Below are 22,407 nucleotides of genomic sequence, written 5' to 3'. Positions count from 1 at the left end.
CACGCGAGCCTCCGCCGGCCCGTCGAGCCTTGCACTGACGAGCGGTAGCGCGGCTTACGCATCGCCCGAGGATCATTCAGCATCGCTTACGTAACGTATCTGGAGGATGACGAACAGTAGGCTGCACGTCGACAGGACGGGCTAGACCTGCATGTCCACGAATCGCGCGTAGTGCCCCTGGAACGCCACGGTGATCGTGTCGGTCGGGCCGTTACGGTGCTTGGCCACGATCAGGTCTGCCTCGCCTGCTCGCGGGGACTCCTTCTCGTACGCGTCCTCACGGTGCAGCAGGATGACCATGTCGGCGTCCTGCTCGATAGAGCCCGATTCGCGCAAATCCGACATAGCAGGCTTCTTGTCCGTGCGCTGCTCGGCGCCACGGTTCAGCTGCGAGATCGCGATGACCGGTACCTCGAGCTCCTTCGCGAGGAGCTTGAGCGCACGGGAGAACTCCGAGACCTCCTGCTGGCGGGACTCGACGCGCTTGCCCGACGTCATGAGCTGAAGGTAGTCGATCACGACGAGCTTGAGGTCGTGCTTCTGCTTGAGCCGGCGGCACTTGGCGCGGATCTCCATGAGCGACATGTTGGGCGAGTCGTCGATGAACAGCGGCGCCTCGGAGATCTTTCCCATGGTGCCGGCGAGCTTCTGCCAGTCGTCCTCACCCATGGAGCCGTTGCGCATCTTCTGCAGGTGGATGCGTGCCTCCGCGGCCAACAGACGCATCGTGATCTCGTTGCGGCTCATCTCGAGCGAGAACACGACGGACGTCATGTTGTGCTTTATGGAAGCACTCCTAACTATGTCGATTCCCAGCGTGCTCTTCCCGATGGCCGGACGTGCCGCGATCACGATCATCTGCCCGGGGTGCAGCCCGTTGGTCAGCCGGTCGAGGTCGGCGAAGCCCGTCGGCACCCCGACCATTCCCTCGCCGCGGTGCCCTGCGGCCTCGATCTCGTCGACCGTCCCGCCGATGACCTCGCCCAGCACGATGTAGTCCTCGGCCGTGCGGCGCTCGGTGACCGCATAGACCTCGGCCTGCGCGTTGTTGACCACGTCGTCGACGTCGCCGCCGTCGGTCGCGTAGCCCAGCTGGACGATCCTGGTCCCGGCCTCGACGAGGCGTCGCAGCACGGCGCGCTCGCGCACGATGCGCGCGTAGTAGCCCGCGTTCGCGGCCGTCGGCACCATGGCCATGAGGTCGTGGATGTAGGGCGCGCCACCGATCCTGCCCAGCTCGCCGCGGCGCGTGAGCTCGGCGACGACCGTGATGGCGTCCGCGGGCTCACCGCGTCCGTAGAGGTCGATGATGACGTCGTAGATCGACTCGTGCGCAGGCTTGTAGAAGTCGGTGCCGCGGATCTGCTCGATCACGTCCGCGATGGCGTCCTTGGACAGCAGCATGCCACCGAGCACGCTCTGCTCGGCGGCGATGTCCTGCGGCGGGGTGCGGTCGAACCCGGGACCGCCGCTGCCTGCGGGCGGTCCAAAGCTCGACTCGAGCTCGTCGATCGACATGCGGGCCCCTCACTCCCCCGGCACGGCCGGGTATCGTCCTGCGTCGCACGTCTGTTCTACTCCGGCCCACCGACACGCCTGCGCCCGCATCGTCGAGGGGTATCGCTGGTGGTGCACCGTCGACCGTTCGGAAGGCCCGAGCATGCGCGACTCAGCGACACTAGATCGCGCTCCCACAGCCCGCAAACGGCCCTGTTCACAGAGGTGTGGACAGCCTGTGGACAGAGGCCCCCATGCTGTTCACAGGCTTGTGGACAACCATGTGGACAAGTGACCAGTTTTCCCCTGTACAGCCCTGGGAGCAGCCAGTTCACTAGGCTCAGCCATGTGGACGAAGAAATTTCCGGCAACACGCCGCCGACACGCCAGCCCTCCCCCGGTCAGGGCGAGGACACCGGTCGTTCACCCCGTTCACCCGAGCACCGCCCCCAGGACACCCGGGAGGCATCGGCCGCCGCGCAGTCACCTGGTTCGTCCACAGGGCCTGTGGAGACACCTGCCGGGTCCCCGCCCCAGCCTCCCAGCCGTCGCCTCATCGACAAGCAGATCCTGGCCCTCGCGGTCCCGGCCCTGGGAGCGCTCGTCGCGGAGCCGATCTTCGTGCTCGTGGACAGCGCCGTCGTCGGGCACCTGGGGACCGCACAGCTCGCCGGGCTCTCCCTCGCGTCCACGGTCCTCCTGACCCTCGTCGGCCTGTGCGTGTTCCTCGCGTACGCGACCACCGCGGCCGTGGCCCGGCGCATCGGCGCGGGGCACCGGCGCGAGGCGCTCCAGTCCGGCATCGACGGCATGTGGCTCGCGCTCGGGCTGGGCCTCGTGCTCGCCGCAGCCCTGTGGTTCGGCGGCGGCTGGGCGATCGGCGCGATGGGCGGCACGGGCGAGGTCGCGCACCACGCCCTGGTGTACCTGCGGTGGTCGGGCCTGGGCCTGCCCGGCATGCTCGTCGTCCTGGCGTCCACGGGCGTGCTGCGCGGCCTCCAGGACACCCGCACGCCCCTCTACGTCGCTGCGGGTGGCGCGACGTTCAACGCGATCCTCAACGTCGTGCTCGTGTACGGCGTGGGCCTCGGCATCGCCGGCTCGGGGATCGGGACCGCCGTCGCCCAGCTGACCATGGGCGCGGTGCTCGGCGTCGTCGTCGTGCGTGGGGCCCGACGCGAAGGCGCCTCCCTGCGCCCCGCCGCAGGCGGTATCTGGTCCAACGCGCGCGCGGGCGCGCCGCTGTTCGTCCGCACGCTCTCGCTGCGCCTCGCGATCCTCCTGACGGTCTTCGTCGCGACAGGCCTGGGCGAGGTCACACTCGCGGGCTACCAGGTGGTCGCGTCGGTGTGGGGTCTCGCGGCGTTCGCGCTCGACGCCCTCGCGATCGCGGCGCAGGCCCTCGTGGGGCACGGCCTGGGCGCCGGGGACCGGTCGCACGTGCGCTCGGTCCTGCGCCGCACGCTCCAGTGGGGCGTCGCGGCAGGGGCGCTGCTCGGTCTGGTCATGGCCGTGGGCGGTTGGTGGTTCGCGCTGTTCTTCACGTCCGACCCCGACGTCCGCACCGCCGTCGCGCTCGGCATGGCCGTGTGCGGGTTGCTGCTGCCCATGGCGGGGTGGGTGTTCGTCCTGGACGGGGTGCTCATCGGGGCCGGGGACGGCCGCTACCTCGCGTGGGCAGGCATGCTCACGTTCGTCGTGTACGTGCCGTTCGCGCTGGCGGTCCGTGAGCTCGCGCCCGACGGCGCCGCGGGCCTCGCGTGGCTGTGGGCGGCCTTCGCGGGGGTCTTCATGGCGGCGCGCGCACTCACCACGGGCCTCAGGGCGCGCGGGGACCGGTGGATGGTCACGGGGGCCTGAGGAGGCCTGCCTCGGGAACGCCGACGGCCCGGCCCCCTCCGCAGAGGGGACCGGGCCGTCGGGTGAGATCTCCGATCCATCCATCCCTCACGGGACAGGGGCGATCAGTCGATCAGGCAGCCACCACGTTGACCGCGATGTTCGCCGAGACCTCGGCGTGCAGGCGGATGGTGACCGTGTACGAACCGGTCGACTTGATCGGCTGGCCGATCTCGATCTTGCGCTTGTCGACGGACGGGCCGCCGACGGCCTTGACGGCCTCGGCGATGTCACCGGTGGTGACCGCGCCGAACAGACGGCCGCCCTGGCCCGCCTTGGCCTTCACGACGACAGGCTTCGACTGCAGCGAGTCGCGCGTCGCCTTGGCCTCGTCGAGCGTCGCGATCTCGCGAGCCTTGCGTGCCTTGCGGATCGCAGAGATCTGCGACTCGGCACCCTTGGACCACCCGGTCGCCAGACCACGGGGCACGAGGAAGTTACGGGCGTACCCGTCCTTGACCTCGACCACGTCGCCGGGCTCGCCCAGGCCGGTGACCTCGTGGGTCAGAATGAGCTTTGCCATGTTCTATCCCCTCTCGATCAGCGTGCGGACGACGAGTACGGCAGGAGTGCCATCTCGCGGGCGTTCTTGACGGCACGTGCGATCTGACGCTGCTCCTGGACGGAGACGCCGGTCACGCGACGGGCACGGATCTTCCCGCGGTCGGAGATGAACTTCCGCAGCAGGGTCGTGTCCTTGTAGTCGACCGACTCGATCTTCGCCGACTTCAGGGGGTTGGACTTCTTCTTGGGCTTGCGCACCACTGGCTTCGCCATGGTGTTGCTCCTTCACAAGGTGCTATCCCCGGCCGGGGCGAGTGCCGTCGTCGGGCACCTGCCCTGCCGGGAAGGGTTTGTCTGGGGTGAGCGGTGACTAGAAGGGGGGCTCGTCCGAGAACGAGGCACCACCCGACGACGCGGGGCCAGCCGTGGCCCACGGGTCGTCGTTGCTCTGCTGGCCACCGCCGGAAGCGCTGAATCCGCCGCCGCCGCTCGAAGCGCCGCCGCCGCCGAAACCGCCGCCACCACCGAAGTTGCCGCCACCCGAGCGCTGGGCCCGGGTGACCTTCGCGGAGGCGTACTTCAGGGAAGGACCGATCTCCTCCACCTGCAGCTCGACGACCGTGCGCTTCTCCCCCTCGCGGGTGTCGTACGAACGCTGGACCAGACGGCCCTGAACGATGACGCGCATGCCCTTGGTCAAGGACTCGGCGACGTTCTCCGCGGCCTCACGCCAGATCGAGCAGCGCATGAACAGCGTGTCGCCGTCCTTCCACTCGTTGCTCTGGCGGTCGAAGGTGCGCGGCGTGGACGCCACGGTGAAGTTGGCGACGGCAGCCCCCGCGGGGGTGAAGCGAAGCTCCGGGTCCCCGGTCAGGTTCCCGACCACCGTGATGACGGTTTCACCAGCCATGCCAGCTCCTCATTGTTCGTTACGTATCGAAGACTCTTCGAAGGGGATGACCCCCGTCCGCGGACATCCCACCACGTGCCACTGACGCTGTCCTGGGGACGCGCAGCGCACCGGAGGTGCCACGAGGGAAGTCAGAAGTGCGGGGTGATCAGCGAGCGTCGGTGCGCAGGACCTTCGTGCGCAGGACGACCTCGTTGAGGCCGAGCTGACGGTCCAGCTCCTTGGCCGTGTCCGACGTCGCGGTGAAGTCGACGACGGCGTAGATGCCCTCGGACTTCTTGTTGATCTCGAAGGACAGGCGGCGACGGCCCCAGATGTCCACCTTGTCGACAGTGCCACCGTCGGTCTTGATGACCGTCAAGTACTTGTCGAGCGACGGAGCAACGGTGCGCTCCTCGATCTCGGGGTCGAGGATGATCATCAATTCGTACTGACGCATGCGGTTAACCCACCTCCTGCGGACTCAGCGGTCACGGTATCTCCGTGACAGGAGGGTTGTGCGTCGCTGTGAGGTCACCGTGCTGATGGCAGCACAGATCGAGACACAGCAAGTTCCCAAGGTACCCGGTCGGGACCGGGCTCGGGAAATCTGTGGGGGTGACGTCGGTCGCTACCCGCCGTTGTTGCCGTTCCCGTTGCCGTTGCCGCTGCCCGGGTTCCCGCCACCTTCCGGTGGCGTGGTCGGCGGCGGGGTGCTGGGTTCGGGTTCGGGGTCGGGCTTGGGCTTGGGGTCCGGCCCCTTGGACAGGACGACCGTGACGGTCTTGCCCGTCTCGACCTGCTGACCGGATCCGCCGACCCTGAGCACCACGCCGGGGGCGACGTCGGCCGAGTACTCCTCGGTGAACGAGACCTTGAGCCCCATGCCCTCGAGCACGGCCTTGGCATCCGCCTTGGACCTGCCGGTGAGGTCGGTCGGAACCGTCACAGTGGTCGGCGCGACAGGTTCCTCCGGCTCGACCGGCTCCTCGATCGCGGGCTCCGTGGGTTCCTCGGTCGGCGTCGGAGAAGGCTTGACCTTCTTCATCGTGTACTCGGGGAAGTCCTGGACCTCGGCGTACTGGGGCAGCGCGAGGACGCCCTCCATGTAGGAGGTCCAGGCGTCGACGGGCCACGTACCGCCCGTGATCGACCTCTTGTAGTACTTGCCGAACGGGGTGATCTGCTCCTGGACCCCAGTTTCCTTGTTGTCCTGGTAGAGCCCGACGACCGTCGCCAGCTGCGGGACGTACCCCGCGAACCAGGCCGACTTGTTGTCGTTCGACGTACCGGTCTTGCCCGCGACGGGACGGTTCAACGCCTTGGCCGGGGCACCGGAGGCCCCCTTCGCCTCGACGACCTGGGTCATGGCGTAGGTCGTCGCGGCCATGACGTCGGCATCGAAGACCCGGTCGTTGCGGCCCGGTGGGTCGTAGGTCTCGGCGCCCGTGCCCAGCCGCTTGACCGACTGGACCACGTGCGGCGTCGACTCGAAGCCTTGCGCGGCGAACGTCGCGTAGGCGTGCGCGATGTCGATCGGGTGGACCGACGCGGTACCCAGCACGTTCGACGGGACGGCCTTGAGGTCCATGGTGTCCGCGGGGATCCCGGCCTTGACTGCCGCGTCGACCGTCGCCTGCGGGCCGACCTCCATGTTCAGGGCTGCGTAGACCGTGTTGACAGAGTTCGCGGTCGCGGTCGCCAGGTCGATCTGGCCGAAGGGCTGGTCGCCGAAGTTCTTGACTCCCTGGCCCTTGTCGTAGAAGCCGGGCACCTCCACGTCGTTGTTGCCGTCGTACGTCGCCGACAGGTCGATTCCCTGCTCGAGGGCCGCGACGAGCGTGAACGGCTTGAACGTCGAGCCGGCCTGCGCCACACCACGCGTCGCGGAGTTGTACTGGTCGCTGAGGAAGTCGCTGCCGCCGTAGACGGCCCGCACTGCACCGTCCGCCGGGTCGATCGAGACGATGGACGGCTTGAGCCATCCGGAAGCCGCATGGTCGCCCTCGCGCGGGATGCTCTCCGCGGTCGCGACCGCGAGGTCCTGCATGGTCTTGTCGATCGTCGTGACGATCGTGAAGCCCTTGGTGTCGAGGTCTCCGTCGCCGTAGCCGTTGGCCTCGAGCTCACGCCTCACCAGGTCCAGGAGGTAGCCGGCCTGCCCACCCTTGGAGTTGGTCGCGGCCTTCTCCTTGATGTCGGCCGGGAAGGCCGCCTCGGCCTTCTCCGCCGCCGTGATGTGCCCGTCCTTGGCCATCCGGTTGATCACACGCTGCCACTTCTCCTGCGTGATGTCGGGGTTGTTGGCCGGGTCGTAGACCGTCGGGTTGGGGATGATCGCGGTGATCATCGCCGCCTGGGAGATCGTGAGGTCCTTGGCCGAGACACCGAAGTACGCCTGCGCGGCGGCCTCGATCCCGTGCGCCCCGCGGCCGAAGTAGATCGTGTTGAGGTAGTTCCCCAGGATCTCCTCCTTGGGCTGCTCCTGCGTGAGCCGCAGCGCGAGCATCGCCTCCCGGAACTTCCCCACGTAGTCGGAGACCGTCGCGCCGGCGTAGTAGCGCTCTGCGTACTGCTGGGTGATGGTCGAGGCGCCCTGGGTGCTCCCGCCCTTGAGGTTGTTCACCATCGCGCGAGCGATGCCCTTGAGGTCGATCCCCGAGTTCGTCCAGAACGAGCTGTCCTCGGACGCGACCACGGAGTTGCCGACGTAGTCCGGGAGCGTGGCGTAGTCGACGATGACACGGTTCTCCTCCTGGAAGGTCCCGATCTCCGTGACGCCGTCGGCGTAGTACACCGTCGTCTTCTGGTTCTGCACCGCATAGGCGGGGTCCTTGGGGACCGAGGTCGTCGCGTAGGCGGCGATGACGATGCCGGCGACCAGCGCGGTCCCGGTGAGGAAGGTCCCGAGCAGCACGCGCCAGGACGGCAGCCAGCGACGGAAGCTCTTGACGTGGGAACGGGGGTAGTTGAAGAAGCGGCGCTTGCGCGCCGAGGTGCCCGTGCGCGCCGTGCTGCCGGCACGCGCCGTGCCCTTCGTCTGCCTCGCGGAGCTCGCCACGGTTCACCTTCCTCTGGGGGTCTGTACCGGTCAGGGCCTGTTCCGCACCGCTGCCCGGGAGAGGGCGCGCCAGGCGCAGAGCATGCATCAGACCACCCTGAACAATAGGGCGTCCTCCCGTGAGGACAAGGCCCTCCGGGGCCTGGTCCGCCATTGTTTCGCCACAGCCACGCCGCAGGTCCCCCAGTCCTTCACATCTGCTCGAGGGCGTGACATATTGCGCGCCACCGCGAATCCACCTAACCTGTCGATGTATCGACTCGATACATCGAGTAGTCGAACCATGCCCGATCCGCCCTCCGCGGTGACAGCCGGACCGAGGAGGAGGTGTCATGGCACGCAGCCGTTCCGACGTGCTGGAGACCGCGATCCTCGGCCTCCTGAACGAGTCCCCGCTCCACGGGTACGAGCTCCGCAAGCGGCTGAACCTGCTGCTCGGGTCGTTCCGGGCGTTCTCCTACGGTTCGCTCTACCCGGCGCTCAAGGCGATGGTCACGCACGGCTACATCGTCGGCACCGAGTCACCCACCACCCCTCCCCACGCGTTGTCGGGCAAGCGGGCACGCATCGTGTACCAGCTGACCGCCGAGGGCAAGGAACGTCTTCAGACGGTCCTCGCGACCTCGGGACCGGCGGCCTGGGAGGACGAGAGCTTCGACGTCCGGTTCGCGTTCTTCGCGCAGACCGACGCCGAGACCCGGCTCCGCATCCTCGAGGGTCGGCGCAGCCGGCTCACCGAGAGGCTGGAGTCGGTCAAGGAGTCCGCCGCACGCACTCGTGAGCGGCTGGACGAATACACCCTCGAGCTGCAGCGTCACGGCCTGGAACAGGTCGAGCGTGAGGTTCGGTGGCTCGACGGACTGATCACGACCGAGCGCGACCGTCGTCGCACCCGGCCGTCGAGCGGCCCTGAGAACCGTCACGGGCAAGACAACCACTAACTACGAAGCCGTCGGCGCGCAGCGCCCCCGGCACTGACAGCAAGGAGCGAGGATGTCCTCCATCCGCGTCGCCATCGTTGGCGTCGGAAACTGCGCATCTTCCCTGGTCCAGGGCGTGCACTACTACCGCGATGCTGACCCGAGCAGCACCGTGCCCGGACTGATGCACGTGCAGTTCGGTGACTACCACGTGTCCGACCTGGAGTTCGTCGCCGCTTTCGACGTCGACGCCAAGAAGGTCGGCTTCGACCTCTCGGAGGCCATCCACGCCTCGGAGAACAACACCATCAAGATCGCGGACGTCCCGCCGCTGGGCGTGCCCGTCCAGCGCGGTGTGACGAACGACGGTCTCGGCAAGTACTACCGCGAGACCATCGAGGAGTCGGACGCCGAGCCGGTCGACATCGTCGCCGCGCTCAAGGAGTCGGGCGCCGACGTGCTCGTCTGCTACCTGCCCGTCGGTTCGGAGATCGCTGCGAAGTACTACGCGCAGTGCGCGATCGACGCGGGTGTCGCGTTCGTCAACGCCCTGCCGGTCTTCATCGCGTCGGACCCCGAGTGGGCTGCGAAGTTCGAGGCCGCGGGCGTCCCGATCGTCGGCGACGACATCAAGTCGCAGGTCGGCGCGACCATCACGCACCGCGTGCTCGCGAAGCTCTTCGAGGACCGCGGCGTGGTCCTGGACCGCACGTACCAGCTGAACGTCGGTGGCAACATGGACTTCAAGAACATGCTGGAGCGCACGCGCCTCGAGTCCAAGAAGATCTCGAAGACGCAGGCCGTGACGTCGAACCTCGAGGGTCCCCTCGGTGGCAAGACCGAGGACCGCAACGTCCACATCGGCCCGTCGGACTACGTCGCCTGGCTCGACGACCGCAAGTGGGCGTACGTCCGCCTCGAGGGTCGTGCGTTCGGCGAGGTGCCCCTGAACCTGGAGTACAAGCTCGAGGTCTGGGACTCCCCCAACTCGGCCGGCATCATCATCGACGCCGTCCGCGCTGCGAAGATCGCCAAGGACCGTGGCGTCGGTGGCCCGATCCTCTCGGCGTCGACGTACTTCATGAAGTCCCCGCCGGTCCAGATGGAGGACACGAAGGGCCGTGCGGCTCTGGAGGCCTTCATCTCCGGCGAGAACGAGCGCTGATCCGTAGCGAGCCTGCGAGTGCAGGACCAGCGCGACCAGAAGTACCTGCGCTGATCCGTAGCGAGCTTGCGAGTGCAGGACCAGCGCGACCAGAAGTACCTGCGCTGATCCGTAGCACCCGCCGAGTTGTCAGAACCAGCCCGGGCGATACCCCGCCCTGCTTCTGACGACCGAGCGAAGAGGGTCCGGAACCTGAGGGTTCCGGGCCCTCTTCGCATGCCCGACGGCGGAGGGCACCACCCCGTTCGGCCCCGGCAACCCCGCCGGCCGAGTTGTCAGAACCACCCCGGGCCATGCCCCGCCCGGCGTCTGACAACCCCCGAACCTCGGGGGGAGGCCCGCCGTCGAGCCGTCCCGGGGTGAGGTCCGCTCCCACCACCGCATACCCTGAACCGGTGGGTGTGATCTCGGAACTCGGCGTCCTGCTTCGGCTGCGCGACTTCAGGAAGCTCTTCGCCGTCCGGCTGGTCAGCCAGGCGGGCGACGGCATGTTCCAGGTCGGGTTGGCGTCGCTCCTCTTCTTCTCCCCGGAGTCCCAGGGCACGGCGGCGTCGATCGCCGCGGCGTTCGCGGTGATGCTGGCCCCGTTCACGATCGTGGGGCCGTTCGCGGGGGTCTTCCTGGACCGGTGGAGCCGACGCCAGGTGCTGGTGTGGGGCAACGCGGTGCGCGTGGTCCTGACGGCGGCCACGGCGGTCCTCATGCTGACGTCGGGCGTCACGCCGTGGATCTACGTCCTGGCGCTCGCGACGCTCTCGGTCAACCGGTTCCTGCTCGCGGGCCTGTCGGCGGGCCTGCCGCGGGTGGTCGACGGCCCGCTGCTGCTCACGGCGAACTCCCTGACCCCGTCCCTCGGTGCCGCGGCGGCCTTCGTCGGCGGGGGCATCGGCTTCCTGCTGAGCCTGTTGTTCGAGCCGGGCCGGGTCAAGGACTCGGTCGCGCTCATGTGCGCGGCACTCGTGTTCGGGGCGGCGTCGGCGCTCGCGCTGCGCATGTCGCGCGGGCTGCTGGGGCCGGACGAGCCGGCCGAGGCCGCGATCACGACAGAGATCGCGAAGGTCGCGCGCGGCCTCGCGGACGGCGCGCGCTATCTCGCAGCCCGGCGCACGCCGGGTCAGGCCCTCATGGTCATGGCGACGCACCGCTTCCTGTACGGGGTCACGTTCATCGCGTCGATCCTCATCTCGCGCAACCTGCTGTCGGACCCGGGCAACGCGAACGCGGGGCTCGCGACGTTCGCGACGGTCGTCGGGCTCACGGGGGTGGGTGGCGCGCTCGCCGTCGTGCTGACCCCGACCCTGTCGCGCTACACGGGGCCGCACCTGTGGATCGCGCTCATGCTGGGCCTGGCCTCGGCGAGCCAGCTCCTGCTCGTCACGACACCGTCGCGCACGGTCGTGTACGCGGGGGCGCTGCTGCTGGGGCTCGCGGCCCAGGCGACCAAGATCGCGGTGGACACGATCGTCCAGCGTGACACCGCGGACGCCTTCCGGGGCAGGGCCTTCGCGTTCTACGACGTCCTGTACAACGCGGCGTTCGTGGGGGCGGCGGCCCTGGCCGCGTTCACGCTCCCGGACACGGGCTACTCGCGTCCGGTCTTCGTGGTCCTCGCGCTCGCGTACGCGGCAGCGGCGGTGGTCTTCGGCCGGTTCGGGGCACGCCGCCCGGCGGAGCCCGACGGCGCGGCTCACCTCCCGCGCGCGGCCGTCGGCGAGTAGCGCGTGGGGTGAGGTCGCTCACCCCGGATCCCTGCCCGCGCGAACGCGTGCCGTGAGACCGGCGCCGTGCCGGGCCTCGCGACCCGGTCGGCGTCGTCGTCGGAGGACGACCGATGAGTCCTGCCCGGAAAAGGAGTCGTCAGGGTCGCGGGGAATAACTCAGGATGGTTGAGCGTCGTTTCTCGTAGGGCGTACGACTTCTCGACCCGACGCTCCCCACCTCCCTCGCTGTGCTCCCCCGGGCCGCGCGGGCGCGCACCGACCCCACAGGAGAGCCATGCAGGTACCTCAGAGCACCGCCCCGTCCTTACCCACCTCCGACAAGCTCTCGCGCGAGAACTTCCTCGTGATCGCGCTGCTGCTCGTCTCGGCGTCGGTCGTCATCCTCAACGAGACGACCATGGGCGTCGCCCTGCCGCACCTCATGGCGGAGATGCACATCTCCGCGACCACGGGCCAGTGGCTCACGACGGCCTTCATGCTCACCATGGCGATCGTCATCCCCGCGACCGGCTTCCTGCTGCAGCGCCTGGGGACCCGCGGCGCGTTCCTGCTCGCCATGTCGCTGTTCAGCACGGGCACGGCCCTCGCGGCGTTCGCACCCGGCTTCGGCTGGCTGCTCGGCGCGCGCGTGGTGCAGGCCTCGGGCACCGCGATCATGATGCCGCTGCTCATGACGACCATCATGACGCTCGTCCCCCCGACGGCCCGTGGCCGGATCATGGGCAACGTCGCGATCGTCATGGCGGCCGCTCCCGCCCTGGGCCCGACGCTGTCCGGGCTGATCCTCGACACCCTGAGCTGGCGCTGGATCTTCGGCCTGGTCCTGCCGGTCGCCCTCGTGGCGCTCGTCGTCGGCGCGAAGTACGTCAAGGACTCGGCCGACCGGACGCACACGCGACTCGACCCGCTCTCGCTCGTCCTCGCGGCCCTCGCGTTCGGCGGTCTGGTCTACGGCCTGTCCAACCTGGGTGAGGCCGCGCGCGCCACGCCGGTCGTCCCCGTGTGGATCCCGCTCGTCGTCGGACCCGTGTTCCTGGTCCTGTTCGTCGCACGTCAGCTCGTCCTCCAGCGTCGCGACGCGGCGCTGCTCGACCTGCGCGTCTTCTCCTCGCGCGGCTTCACGGTGTCGCTCGGGATCATGGCGGTCAGCATGATCGCGCTGTTCGGCTCGATCATCCTGCTGCCGCTGTACCTGCAGAACTCGCTGGGCATGGACCCCTTGTACACGGGGCTGCTCGTGCTGCCGGGTGGTCTGCTCATGGGTCTGCTGGGTCCCACGGTCGGACGCCTGTACGACCGCGTCGGACCCCGTCCCCTCGTCCTGCCGGGCCTGGTCGCGGTCACGGTGTCGCTCGCCGCGCTGTCGACCGTGGGCGCGAGCACGTCGCCCTGGTTCGTCCTGGGCGCGCACGTCGTGCTGAGCCTGGGCCTGGCGTTCGTGTTCACACCGCTGTTCACGGGGGCGCTCTCGGCGCTCAAGCCGTCGCTGTACTCGCACGGCAGCGCCATGATCGGCACGGTCCAGCAGCTCGCGGGCGCGGCCGGGACGGCGCTGTTCGTCGCGGTCATGACGTCGCGCTCGGTCGCGCTGGCCGCTGAGGGCGCGAGCGAGCAGGTCGCCCTCGCGGAGGGCGTGAGCTCGGCGTTCGTCTGGGGCGCGGCGGTCACGCTGGTCGCGGTCGCGCTGACGTTCCTGCTGCGCAGGCCGGCTGCGGTCGAGACGTCCCCCGTCCTGCCCGACGCCGTCGCGCCCGCCACGCTCGACGCTCCCGTCCTCGAGAGCGTCGGGGAGGCGCCCGAGCGCCGCTGACGCGGCCGACGGCACGCGAGCGGAACGACGCACGAAGGGCGGGCACCGAGGTGCCCGCCCTTCGTCGTTCCCGGCCTTCGAGGTGGCCCGCGGTCGACCGGCCGACCGCGAGAGCCGACCAGCACCTCGGCCGGCGTCAGCCCGCGGCCGGGCTCGCGCTCACTGCTCGCGAGCCGCCCACCAGGCGAGCAGCTCCTCGCGCGCGACATCCTCGCCGAGCGGGCCACGGTCGAGCCGCAGCTCGAGCAGGAACTTGTAGGCCTGGCCCACCTCGGGGCCGGGAGCGATCCCCAGGGTCGCCATGATCTGCTGCCCGTCGAGGTCGGGACGGATCGAGGCCAGCTCCTCCTCGCCCCGCAGCCGCTCGATGCGCTGCTCCAGGTCGGTGTACGCGTCGGAGAGACGCTGCGCCTTGCGCTTGTTGCGCGTGGTCGAGTCGGCCCGGGTCAGGCGGTGGAGCCGCTCGAGCAGAGGGCCGGCGTCCGTGACGTACCGCCGCACCGCGGAGTCGGTCCACTCGCCCTCGCCGTACCCGTGAAAGCGCAGGTGCAGCTCGACGAGCCGCGAGACGTCCTTGACCGTGTCCTTGTCGAAGCGCAGGGCCTTGAGCCGCTTGGCGGTCTGCTTGGCCCCCACGACCTCGTGGTGGTGGAAGCTGACCCCGCCCCCGGACTCGAAGCGCCGCGTGGCGGGCTTGCCGATGTCGTGCAGGAGCGACGCGAGCCGCAGGACGAGGTCCGGGGCCGGCACCGCGCCGTCGGGCCCCGTCTCCTGCGCGATCGCCTGCTCGAGCACCGTCAACGAGTGCTGGTAGACGTCCTTGTGCCGGTGGTGCTCGTCGATCTCGAGGCGCAGCGCCGGGAGCTCGGGCAGGACGTGGTCCGCGAGCCCGGTCTCGACGAGCACCTCGAGCCCCTTGCGCGGCTCGTCCGACAGCAGCAGCTTGGTCAGCTCGTCGCGCACGCGCTCCGCGGAGACGATCTCGATGCGCGAGGCCATGTCGACGATCGCTGCGCGGGTCGCGGGCTCGACCTCGAACCCGAGCTGGGCGGCGAAGCGCGCTGCCCGCATCATGCGCAGCGGGTCGTCGTCGAACGAGCGCTCGGGGGCGATCGGGGTGCGCAGGACGCCCAGCGCCAGGTCCGCGAGGCCGTCGTGCGGGTCGACGAACAGCATCTCCGGTACCCGCACGGCCATCGCGTTGACCGTGAAGTCCCGCCGGGACAGGTCGCCGACGAGCGTGTCCCCGAACGCGACGAGCGGCTTGCGCGACGCCGGGTCGTACTCGTCGGTGCGGTAGGTCGTGACCTCGACCACCAGGTCACCCGTCCCCCGCGGGCTGCCCTTGGGCCCGAACCGCTTGGCGCCGATCGTGCCGAACTCCTTGCCGATGTCCCAGTGCGCGTCGCCCCACGCCGCGAGGAGCGCCTGGGTCTGGTCCGGGTCCGCCGAGGTCGCGAAGTCGAGGTCGTTGCTCGCGCGGCCGAGGAACGCGTCGCGGACCGGACCGCCCACGAGGGCGAGCTCGTGGCCTGCGGCGTGGAACAGCTCCCCGAGCTCGATCGCCGCGGGCGCCATCTCCGTCAGCACCGCCAGGGCGCGCCGGAGGAGCTCGAGCTGTTCGGGCGTGGTCGGCACCCCACGAGAACCCCCCGCTGGCTGCGCGGAAGGTTCGGGGACGGGGGCGTTCTGGGAAGGAGTCGGCACGACATCCAAGCGTGCCAGATCAGGCGCCGACTCCACACTCGGTAAAGTTGGGTCATGTCCACCCCAGCGCACTCTCCGGACCACCGCGGTGTCCCAGCACCGCCCGGTGGGCATGCGTTGCGGATCGACCCGGAGGCCGCGCGCGCAGCGACCCCGGCGCCCTCCCCGACCACACCGCTCCCCGTCGTCGAGGAGATCTCCGCAGGTGGACTCGTCGTCGACACGTTCGACGGCCTGTTCCGGGCCGCCGTCATCGCCCGCCGCAACCGGGGTGGACGCCTCGAGTGGTGCCTGCCCAAGGGCCACCTCGAGGGTGACGAGACGCCCGAGGAGGCCGCCGTCCGGGAGATCGCCGAGGAGACGGGGATCACGGGCGTGGTCCAGCTGCCGCTCGGGATCATCGACTACTGGTTCACGGGCGAGGACCGGCGCGTGCACAAGGTCGTCCACCACTTCCTGCTCAAGGCCACGGGCGGGCGCCTCACGGTCGAGGGCGACCCCGACGGCGAGGCCGAGGACGTCGCCTGGATCCCGTTCGAGGACCTTCCCGAGCGGTTGTCGTACCCGAACGAGCGGCGCCTCGCGGCCGTCGCGCACGACGTCCTCCGAGGTCGGCGCACGACAGCCCGCTTCCGGGGTACCGTGACTCGCACCGTCGTCCGTACCAGCCGGCCGGCACCCGACGACCCCCGGAACCCGACCGACCACTCATGACCTTCCACTCGCCCGTCGGCTCAGCCCGTGCATCGAGCCGTCGCCCCGCAGACTCCCCCGCGCCCTCGGCCGTCCCGCAGACTCGACCGCTCCTTCGGTCGTCCCCGGACGACCTGCGTACCGGTGCCAGGGCTTCCGGTCCTCGATCCCTGACCAGGAACCTCGTCGGCGGTCTCCTGACCGCAGCGCTCGCCCTCGCGCTCGTCGTCGTACCCTCCTCCCCCGGCGGTGCACGTGAGGCCACGGCGTCCGCTGCTGTCGGGACGAGCGGGGCGGCCGGGGCCGCGCCCGCGGTCGTCGACGAGCCGGGCGCGGTCTCGACCACGCTCGTCTCGATGACGCCCACCACGGTCGGTCCCGGGAGCACCGTCACGGTGGTCGCGCGGATCCACAACGGCACCGACGAGGCGCTGACGGCCCCCCGGGCCACGCTCGGCGTGAACTGGCGCCTCCTCGGCACCCGGTCCGCCCTGGCCACCTGGGCCGACGAACCCACCTCCAAGCGGTCCGCCGAGGCCATGGCGACCGAGGCCCTCGATCCGATCGCCCCGGGCCAGGAGGCGACCGTGACGTTCGACCTGGACACCGACGACTTCAACCTCGAACCGGGATCGACGTGGGGGCCCCGCCCCCTCTCGATCACGGTCACGGACGGCTCCGCACGGCTCGACGTGCTGCGTACCTTCCTCCTGTGGGAGGACGCCGCGGCGCCGGCACCCGTCGGGCTGAGCCTCCTCGCCCCCGTGACCGGCCCTCCGCTGGGCCTCACCACGGCCCCGGACGCCGAGGGGCAGGAGCAGACGAGCGTCGACGTCGCGGCCGTGGACGGTGCGCTCGGTGCCGAGCAACCTCTGGGACACCTCCTCACCGCGACCGCGGGTCGCCCCGAGGTCGCCTGGGCGGTCGACCCGGCGCTGGTCGCCGCGGCGCGCACCTCGGCCGAGAGCTCGACCGCGGCGTGGGTGTCCGCCTTCGACGAGGCGTCCGCGGACCGGTCGATCTTCGCGCTCCGCCCCTACGACCCGGACCCTGCGGCCTACGCACAGGTCGGGGCCGCGCTCCCCGCGCCGTCGGTCCCCCTGCCAGGAGGCTCGACGACGGATCCCTCCTGGCGCACCGACCTCACGCTCCCCGGCGACGAGGTCCCGGGCCGGGCGACCGTGCGCACGAGCGTGCAGGCCGGATCGCCCCTCGTCGTGGTCCGGGGCGACGGCCTGACCCCGGTGGACTCCGTGAGCTACACCCCGACCGGCCTGGCCACGGTCGAGACCGACGCGGGTCCCGCGACCGCTCTGGTGTCCGACGCCGCGCTCACCGAGGCGTTCTCGGCGGGCACCCGGGCCTCGGGAGCGGGTTCGACGGCGGACGCCACGCAGCGCCTCCTCGCGGAGACCGCAGTGATCGCCTCGGAGCGCCCTGCGGACTCCCGACACCTCCTGATCGCGCTCTCCCGTGGGTTCGACCCGGACCCTGCCGCCTTCGACGCCGTGCTCGACGCGCTCGACGCCGCCTCCTGGGTCACGCTCACCCCCGTCGACGACCTGCTGTCCGCACCGGTGCCGGACGTCGAGCGGAGCGCCCTCCCCGAGACCGACGGCGGCGAAGGGGTCCTGCCGGCACCCGAGATGTCGTCGCTCCAGCGGGCCCGCTCCGAGGTCTCGACGTTCTCCACGATCGCCACCGACCCGGCCGCGATCGTCCAGGAGGCCGAGCCCGCGCTCGTCGTGCCCACGGCCGTGGCGTACCGCGCGGCGCAGGACGAACGGACGGCCGCGGTGCAGGCGGCGATCGCCGACGCGGACCGCCTCCGCTCGTCGGTCGCCGTGGTCCGTCGCGGGTCGGGCGTCCTGCTCATCAACACGTCGGGCAACATCCCCGTGCGGGTGCAGAACACGCTCGACCAGGAGGTCACGGTCCAGGTCGCGCTCCGACCGGACAACGCGCGCCTCAAGGTCGTCTCGTTCCCCGTCGGCCCCATCCCGCCCGGGACCGAGGTGGACTTCAAGGTCCCGGTCCGGGCGTACGGCAGCGGCAACGTCCGCGTCGAGGTCGAGCTCCTCGCCGTCCCGTCCGGGACGGTCGTCGCTCCGTCCTCCGACTTCTCTGTCAGGGTGCGCGCCGACTGGGAGACCGTCGGCACCGCGGTGTTCGCCGGGCTGGTCGCCCTGCTCATGATCGGCGGCCTGTGGCGGACGATCCGGCGCGGACGCTCCCCGCGCCGTGTCGCGGAGCTCACCCCCGCGTCCGGTGTGCCGACCGCTCAGGCCTCGGCGCCGTCGTCGGACGCCTCGGCAGGGAGCGAGGAGTGAAGCACGCCCGCCCGAGCGGCACGCCGCGCAGGCCACGCCCCGTGCACGACGACGCGGCGCCCATCGCCGCCGGAGCGACGTCGTCCGCGCCCGACGGCACCCAGGACACCGAGGCAGGGACGACGACCGTGACCGGCACCAAGGGCGGCCTCGGCCGCAGCTCGATGCTCATGGCGTCCGGGACCGCGGTCTCGCGCATCCTGGGACTCGTCCGCAACGTCCTGCTCATCACCGCGATCGGGACCACGGGCCTCGCAGCCGACGCGTTCGACGTCGCGAACAAGATCCCCAACGTGCTCTTCGCGATCCTGGCGGGCGGTGTCCTCAACGCGGTCCTCGTCCCCCAGATCATCCGCGCGTTCCGCTCCAAGAACCCGCAGGAACGTCTCGACAAGCTGCTGACGCTGTCCGGGGTCCTGCTCCTGGGCCTGAGCCTGCTCCTGACGTCGGCGTCCACGATCATCGTGTCGCTGTACACCGACGGGTGGGGCTCCGCGCAGTTCTCGCTCGCGGTGGCGTTCGCGTTCTGGTGCATCCCCCAGCTTTTCTTCTACGGGCTGTACACGCTGCTCGGGCAGGTGCTCAACGCGCGCGGACAGTTCGGGCCGTTCATGTGGGCCCCCGTGGTCAACAACGTCGTGTCGATCGTCGGCTTCGTCGCGTTCATCCTGATCTACGGCCCGTACGCGACCGGCGCGGTCGAGGACCTCGGCACGTGGGACGGGGCCAAGATCGCGCTCCTCGCCGGGACGGCGACGCTGGGGGTCGCGTCCCAGGCCCTCATCCTGATCCTGCCCCTGTGGCGCTCCGGCTTCCGCTGGCACTTCCGCCTGGGCCTGCACGGGATCGGCCTGCGCTCGGCGGGCCAGGTCGCGATCTGGACGTTCGGTGCCGTGATCCTCGAGCAGATCGGCGTCCTGTTCACGACGCAGTTCGCCTCGAGCGCACCTGCCGCCGCGCTGCGGCAGACGTTCGGCGACTACGCCTCCGAACCGGCCGCGCTCGGGGTGGTCACGGGCGTCGTGACGGGCGCGCCCGAGGCCTTCTCCGTCGCGGGCAACGCCGCCTACACCCAGGCGCTCATGATCTACCTGCTGCCCCACTCGCTCGTCACCGTGTCGATCGCCACCGCGCTGTTCACCGGCATGAGCGCGGCCGCCGGGGCCGGCGACTTCGCGCGCGTGCGTCACGACCTGTCGCGCGGCGTGCGGACGGTGGGCGTGTTCACGGTCTTCGCGACCGCGGTCTTCGCGATCCTCGCACTGCCGCTCACCAAGCTCCTGCTCATCAACGTCTCGCCGAGCGGGGCCGTCGCCGTCAGCCAGATCCTGGTCGCCATGGCCTTCGGCCTGGTGCCGCTCGGCGGCATGGTCCTCATGAAGTGGGTGTACTTCGCCTACGAGGACGGCAAGACCGTCTTCATGATCCAGGTCCCCGCGACCGTCGCGCTCGTGGGGATCGCGTGGCTCGCGACGCGCACGCTCGACCCCGTGTGGTGGGTCGTCGGCGTCGGTGCCGCGATGTCGCTGTCCAACATGATCGTCGTGCTCCTGCGGACCGCCGGCCTGCGGCGCAAGCTGCACGGGCTGGACGCCTTCCGGATCGTCCGGATGCACGTCAAGACCATCCTCGCCGCGGGAGCCAGCGCTGCGGTCGGATGGGGTGTACTTCAGCTCTTCGGTGACCTGTACGGACTGTCGTGGCTCCGCGCCGCGGTCGTCACGGTGGTTGTCGGGATCATCATGACCGCCGTGTACATCGGCGGTCTCAAGGCCATGCGGGTCCGTGAGCTCGACCAGCTCGCCGACCCCCTGCTCCGCAAGCTCGGGCGACGACGTCCGGCCGCGAGATAGAAGGCGCCCGTACCATGTGGGGGGAAGATGTCAACGGCAAGGAAGTTCGAGGTGGGCAGGTGACCGCAGCAGGACCCGGCACGACGCTGGTAGGGCGATACCTGCTGGCCGAACGACTGGCGAGCGACCTGGTCGACGTCACCGCCTGGTCCGCGCACGACTCGGTGCTCAACCGCACCGTGCGTGTCTCGCTCGTCACCGGGGAGCACGTCACCGAGGCGATCGACTCGGCACGACGCGCTGCGCTCGTCGCCGACCCCCGGCTGACCCGTGTGCTCGACGTGGGGACCGACGACGGCATCGCCTACGTCATCACCGAGCCCTTCGCCGGCATCACGCTGTCAGAGGTCGTCGCGGGCGGGATCGTCGACGCCCAGCAGGCCCGAGTCATCGTCGGCGAGGCCGCTGCTGCGCTCGAGGTGGCACGGCGCCGCGGTGTCCACCACCTCGCGCTGCGCCCCGAGGCCGTCCGCGTCGACGGCAACAAGGTCCTCGTCACGGGCCTCGGTCTCGACGCCGGGATCAGCGGGCAGGACCAGCAGGATGCCGACGTCACCTCCCACCTCGACGCCGTCGGGCTCGTCGCGCTCCTCTACTACGCCATGACCGCGCGCTGGGCCGGGCCCAGTCTCGACGTGCCGTGGATCACCCCCGACTCCGTCCATCCCCTTCCGGCGCAGCGCGACGCCTCGGGCATCCTCCCGCTCGCGGCCGTGGTCCCCGGGGCGCCCGCCGACCTGTCCGAGCTCTGCGCGCAGGTCTTCGCCGACGCCGCGGCGCGTTCGGACGCATCGGGTGACGACACCGCCGCCGACGGCGACCGCCCGGCTCCCGCGACACCCGCCCAGATCGTCTCGGCCCTCGAGCCCTGGGGCACCCTCTCGGTGGTCGCCGCGCTCCCGACCTTCGTCCAGCGCCCCGCCCCGCAGCCCACCAACGGGGTGAGCAGGCAGTCGATCCGCAGCGCGTTCGACGTCCCGCTCTCGACCCCGCCGGGCACCCCGCCGCCCGCGGTACCGTTCCATCGTCCGGCCACGGGACGGATCCACCGGGTCCCCCTGAGCGGCGCATCGACGCTGCCCGACGGCGCGAGCTACCCGGCTCCCACCTACGCCGACTCCCCGGCTCCTGCGGCCTACGCCGCGGTCCCGGCCGGGCCTCCCGCCGGCGGGTACCCGACGCAGCCGGCCGCCGCCGTGCCGCACCCGGTCTCCGCGGCGCAGCCCACGGTCAGCGTGCCGCCGCCTCCCCCGGCCGCCGCCCAACCTTCCGCCGGACAGACCGCGGCGGGCCCGCCGTCGGGCCCCTTCGCCACCACCCCCACCAAGAAGACCGGGTCCAAGAGCACCTGGATCATCATGCCGATCGTGCTGCTCCTCGTGATCGTCGCGGTCGTGTGGGGCGTCAAGTTCGGCCTCAGCGGGTTCGGTGACACCTCCTCGCCCAACGACGACAACGGGATCGAGCAGCCGAGCGGGTCCGACCCCTCGGAAGGCGGCACCGACGAGGAGCTGCCGGTCAACACCGATCCCCTCACGATCGCGAGCGGCGGGCTGCTCGACCCCGACGTGGCCGACCCCGGTGACGTCGGAGAGAAGCCCGAGGCCGTGCCCCTCGCGATCGACGGAGACCCGTCGACCTTCTGGTTCACGTACTCCTACAAGGACGGTGGCTTCGGCGGCCTCAAGTCGCGTACCGGCTACACCTTCTCGTTCAGGGAGCCGGAGACCGTCCAGCGGATCGTCCTGAGCACGAACAACACGGGCGGCCACGTCGAGGTCCGCGCCGTGACGCCCGCCGAGCCCAACGGTGGCGAGATCCTGGCTTCGGGAACCTTCTCGGAGACCGTCGAGCTCGAGCTCGACCCCGCCGCGAAGGGCACGACGTTCGTCCTGATGATCACCGAGCTGCCCCAGGCCCCCGACGGCGCGTACCGCGTCGAGCTCAACGAGATCACGGTCTACTGAACGGCTGACCAGCATCGACCGCACTGCTGCGCTCCCCGCGTCGGCGTGAGGGAGCGCAGCAGACCACCGACACCGGTGCCCTCGGAACAGAAGGACGCCCCTGGGCGTTGGACCCGGTGCACCACCCACCACTGAGGAGTACACGTGACGGAGAACAGCCCCACGACCGCGCCGCGGAACGTCATCATCGTGGGTTCGGGCCCCGCCGGGTACACGGCCGCCGTGTACGCCGCGCGCGCGGGCCTCGAACCCCTGGTCCTGGCCGGTTCCATCACGGCCGGTGGCGCGCTGATGAACACGACCGAGGTCGAGAACTTCCCCGGGTTCCCCGACGGGATCATGGGTCCTGAGCTCATGGAGAACCTGCAGAAGCAGGCCGAGAAGTTCGGCG

17 protein-coding genes are annotated in these 22,407 nt (G+C 70.4%); 10 read left to right on the top strand and 7 right to left on the bottom strand.

All coding sequences use genetic code 11. The features are described 5' to 3' along the window. Positions 1 to 141: 141 nt before the first annotated feature. Positions 142 to 1,518, bottom strand: coding sequence for a replicative DNA helicase (dnaB, locus tag ASE27_RS18360; protein WP_056654050.1), 1,377 nt, complete (start codon positions 1,516 to 1,518; stop codon positions 142 to 144). A 486-nt stretch (positions 1,519 to 2,004) separates the two neighbouring features. Here dnaB and ASE27_RS18355 point away from each other — a divergent pair, with 486 nt between their 5' ends. After that, positions 2,005 to 3,357, top strand: a complete 1,353-nt coding sequence (locus ASE27_RS18355; protein ID WP_056654047.1) for an MATE family efflux transporter — start codon at positions 2,005 to 2,007, stop codon at positions 3,355 to 3,357. Between the two features lie 112 nt (positions 3,358 to 3,469). On the opposite strand, the gene rplI is transcribed toward ASE27_RS18355, so the two are convergent. From rplI to ASE27_RS18330, 5 genes are all read right to left on the bottom strand, one after another. After that, positions 3,470 to 3,919, bottom strand: a complete 450-nt coding sequence (rplI, locus tag ASE27_RS18350) for a 50S ribosomal protein L9 (protein ID WP_056654042.1) — start codon at positions 3,917 to 3,919, stop codon at positions 3,470 to 3,472. Between the two features lie 17 nt (positions 3,920 to 3,936). Then, positions 3,937 to 4,173 carry a 30S ribosomal protein S18 gene (gene rpsR / locus ASE27_RS18345; RefSeq protein WP_030152654.1) on the bottom strand — a complete coding sequence of 79 codons (237 nt, stop codon included), beginning with the start codon at positions 4,171 to 4,173 and terminating at the stop codon, positions 3,937 to 3,939. Between the two features lie 97 nt (positions 4,174 to 4,270). Beyond that, positions 4,271 to 4,810 (bottom strand): single-stranded DNA-binding protein, encoded by a 540-nt coding sequence (locus ASE27_RS18340; RefSeq protein WP_056654039.1) that lies wholly within the window; start codon positions 4,808 to 4,810, stop codon positions 4,271 to 4,273. Positions 4,811 to 4,958: 148 nt separating this feature from the next. Beyond that, entirely contained in the window at positions 4,959 to 5,249 is a 291-nt protein-coding gene (rpsF, locus tag ASE27_RS18335; RefSeq protein ID WP_056654034.1) for a 30S ribosomal protein S6, read from the bottom strand. Positions 5,250 to 5,420: 171 nt separating this feature from the next. After that, complete coding sequence (locus ASE27_RS18330; RefSeq protein WP_056654032.1) at positions 5,421 to 7,850, bottom strand: transglycosylase domain-containing protein; 2,430 nt, start codon at positions 7,848 to 7,850, stop codon at positions 5,421 to 5,423. A 332-nt stretch (positions 7,851 to 8,182) separates the two neighbouring features. On the opposite strand from ASE27_RS18330, the gene ASE27_RS18325 reads away from it, so the two are divergent. From ASE27_RS18325 to ASE27_RS18310, 4 genes are all read left to right on the top strand, one after another. Next, the gene (locus ASE27_RS18325) at positions 8,183 to 8,791 is read left to right on the top strand and encodes a PadR family transcriptional regulator (RefSeq protein WP_056654029.1); all 609 of its coding nucleotides are present in this window, start codon (positions 8,183 to 8,185) and stop codon (positions 8,789 to 8,791) included. Between the two features lie 52 nt (positions 8,792 to 8,843). Continuing rightward, positions 8,844 to 9,935, top strand: coding sequence for an inositol-3-phosphate synthase (locus ASE27_RS18320; protein WP_056654026.1), 1,092 nt, complete (start codon positions 8,844 to 8,846; stop codon positions 9,933 to 9,935). A gap of 395 nt (positions 9,936 to 10,330) precedes the next feature. Then, positions 10,331 to 11,653: an MFS transporter gene (locus ASE27_RS18315; RefSeq protein ID WP_056654024.1), complete on the top strand. Its 1,323-nt coding sequence runs from the start codon at positions 10,331 to 10,333 to the stop codon at positions 11,651 to 11,653. Between the two features lie 277 nt (positions 11,654 to 11,930). Beyond that, positions 11,931 to 13,466, top strand: a complete 1,536-nt coding sequence (locus ASE27_RS18310; RefSeq protein ID WP_056654021.1) for an MDR family MFS transporter — start codon at positions 11,931 to 11,933, stop codon at positions 13,464 to 13,466. Positions 13,467 to 13,625: 159 nt separating this feature from the next. Here the strand turns inward: ASE27_RS18310 and ASE27_RS18305 are convergent, their stop codons facing one another. After that, entirely contained in the window at positions 13,626 to 15,104 is a 1,479-nt protein-coding gene (locus ASE27_RS18305; RefSeq protein WP_056654018.1) for a CCA tRNA nucleotidyltransferase, read from the bottom strand. Between the two features lie 123 nt (positions 15,105 to 15,227). On the opposite strand from ASE27_RS18305, the gene ASE27_RS18300 reads away from it, so the two are divergent. From ASE27_RS18300 to ASE27_RS18280, 5 genes are all read left to right on the top strand, one after another. Continuing rightward, positions 15,228 to 15,887, top strand: a complete 660-nt coding sequence (locus ASE27_RS18300; protein WP_082609125.1) for an NUDIX hydrolase — start codon at positions 15,228 to 15,230, stop codon at positions 15,885 to 15,887. After that, entirely contained in the window at positions 15,884 to 18,196 is a 2,313-nt protein-coding gene (locus ASE27_RS18295) for a DUF6049 family protein (RefSeq protein ID WP_056654015.1), read from the top strand. The genes ASE27_RS18300 and ASE27_RS18295 overlap by 4 nt, the downstream gene beginning before the upstream one ends. Continuing rightward, on the top strand, positions 18,193 to 20,049 hold the full coding sequence (murJ, locus tag ASE27_RS18290; protein ID WP_235535492.1) for a murein biosynthesis integral membrane protein MurJ: 1,857 nt from the start codon (positions 18,193 to 18,195) through the stop codon (positions 20,047 to 20,049). Before ASE27_RS18295 ends, murJ begins: the two co-directional genes overlap by 4 nt. A 59-nt stretch (positions 20,050 to 20,108) precedes the next feature. Further along, positions 20,109 to 22,016 carry a protein kinase family protein gene (locus tag ASE27_RS18285; RefSeq protein WP_056654012.1) on the top strand — a complete coding sequence of 636 codons (1,908 nt, stop codon included), beginning with the start codon at positions 20,109 to 20,111 and terminating at the stop codon, positions 22,014 to 22,016. 144 nt (positions 22,017 to 22,160) lie between these two features. Beyond that, positions 22,161 to 22,407 (top strand): NAD(P)/FAD-dependent oxidoreductase (locus ASE27_RS18280; protein ID WP_157257705.1); only part of this gene is annotated, 247 nt, incomplete at its 3' end.

The organism is Oerskovia sp. Root918 (genome assembly GCF_001428945.1).
Classification (GTDB): Bacteria; Actinomycetota; Actinomycetes; order Actinomycetales; family Cellulomonadaceae; genus Oerskovia; species Oerskovia enterophila.
Note: the sequence above shows the minus strand (reverse complement) of the source record. Positions and strands in the feature narration are given on the sequence as shown.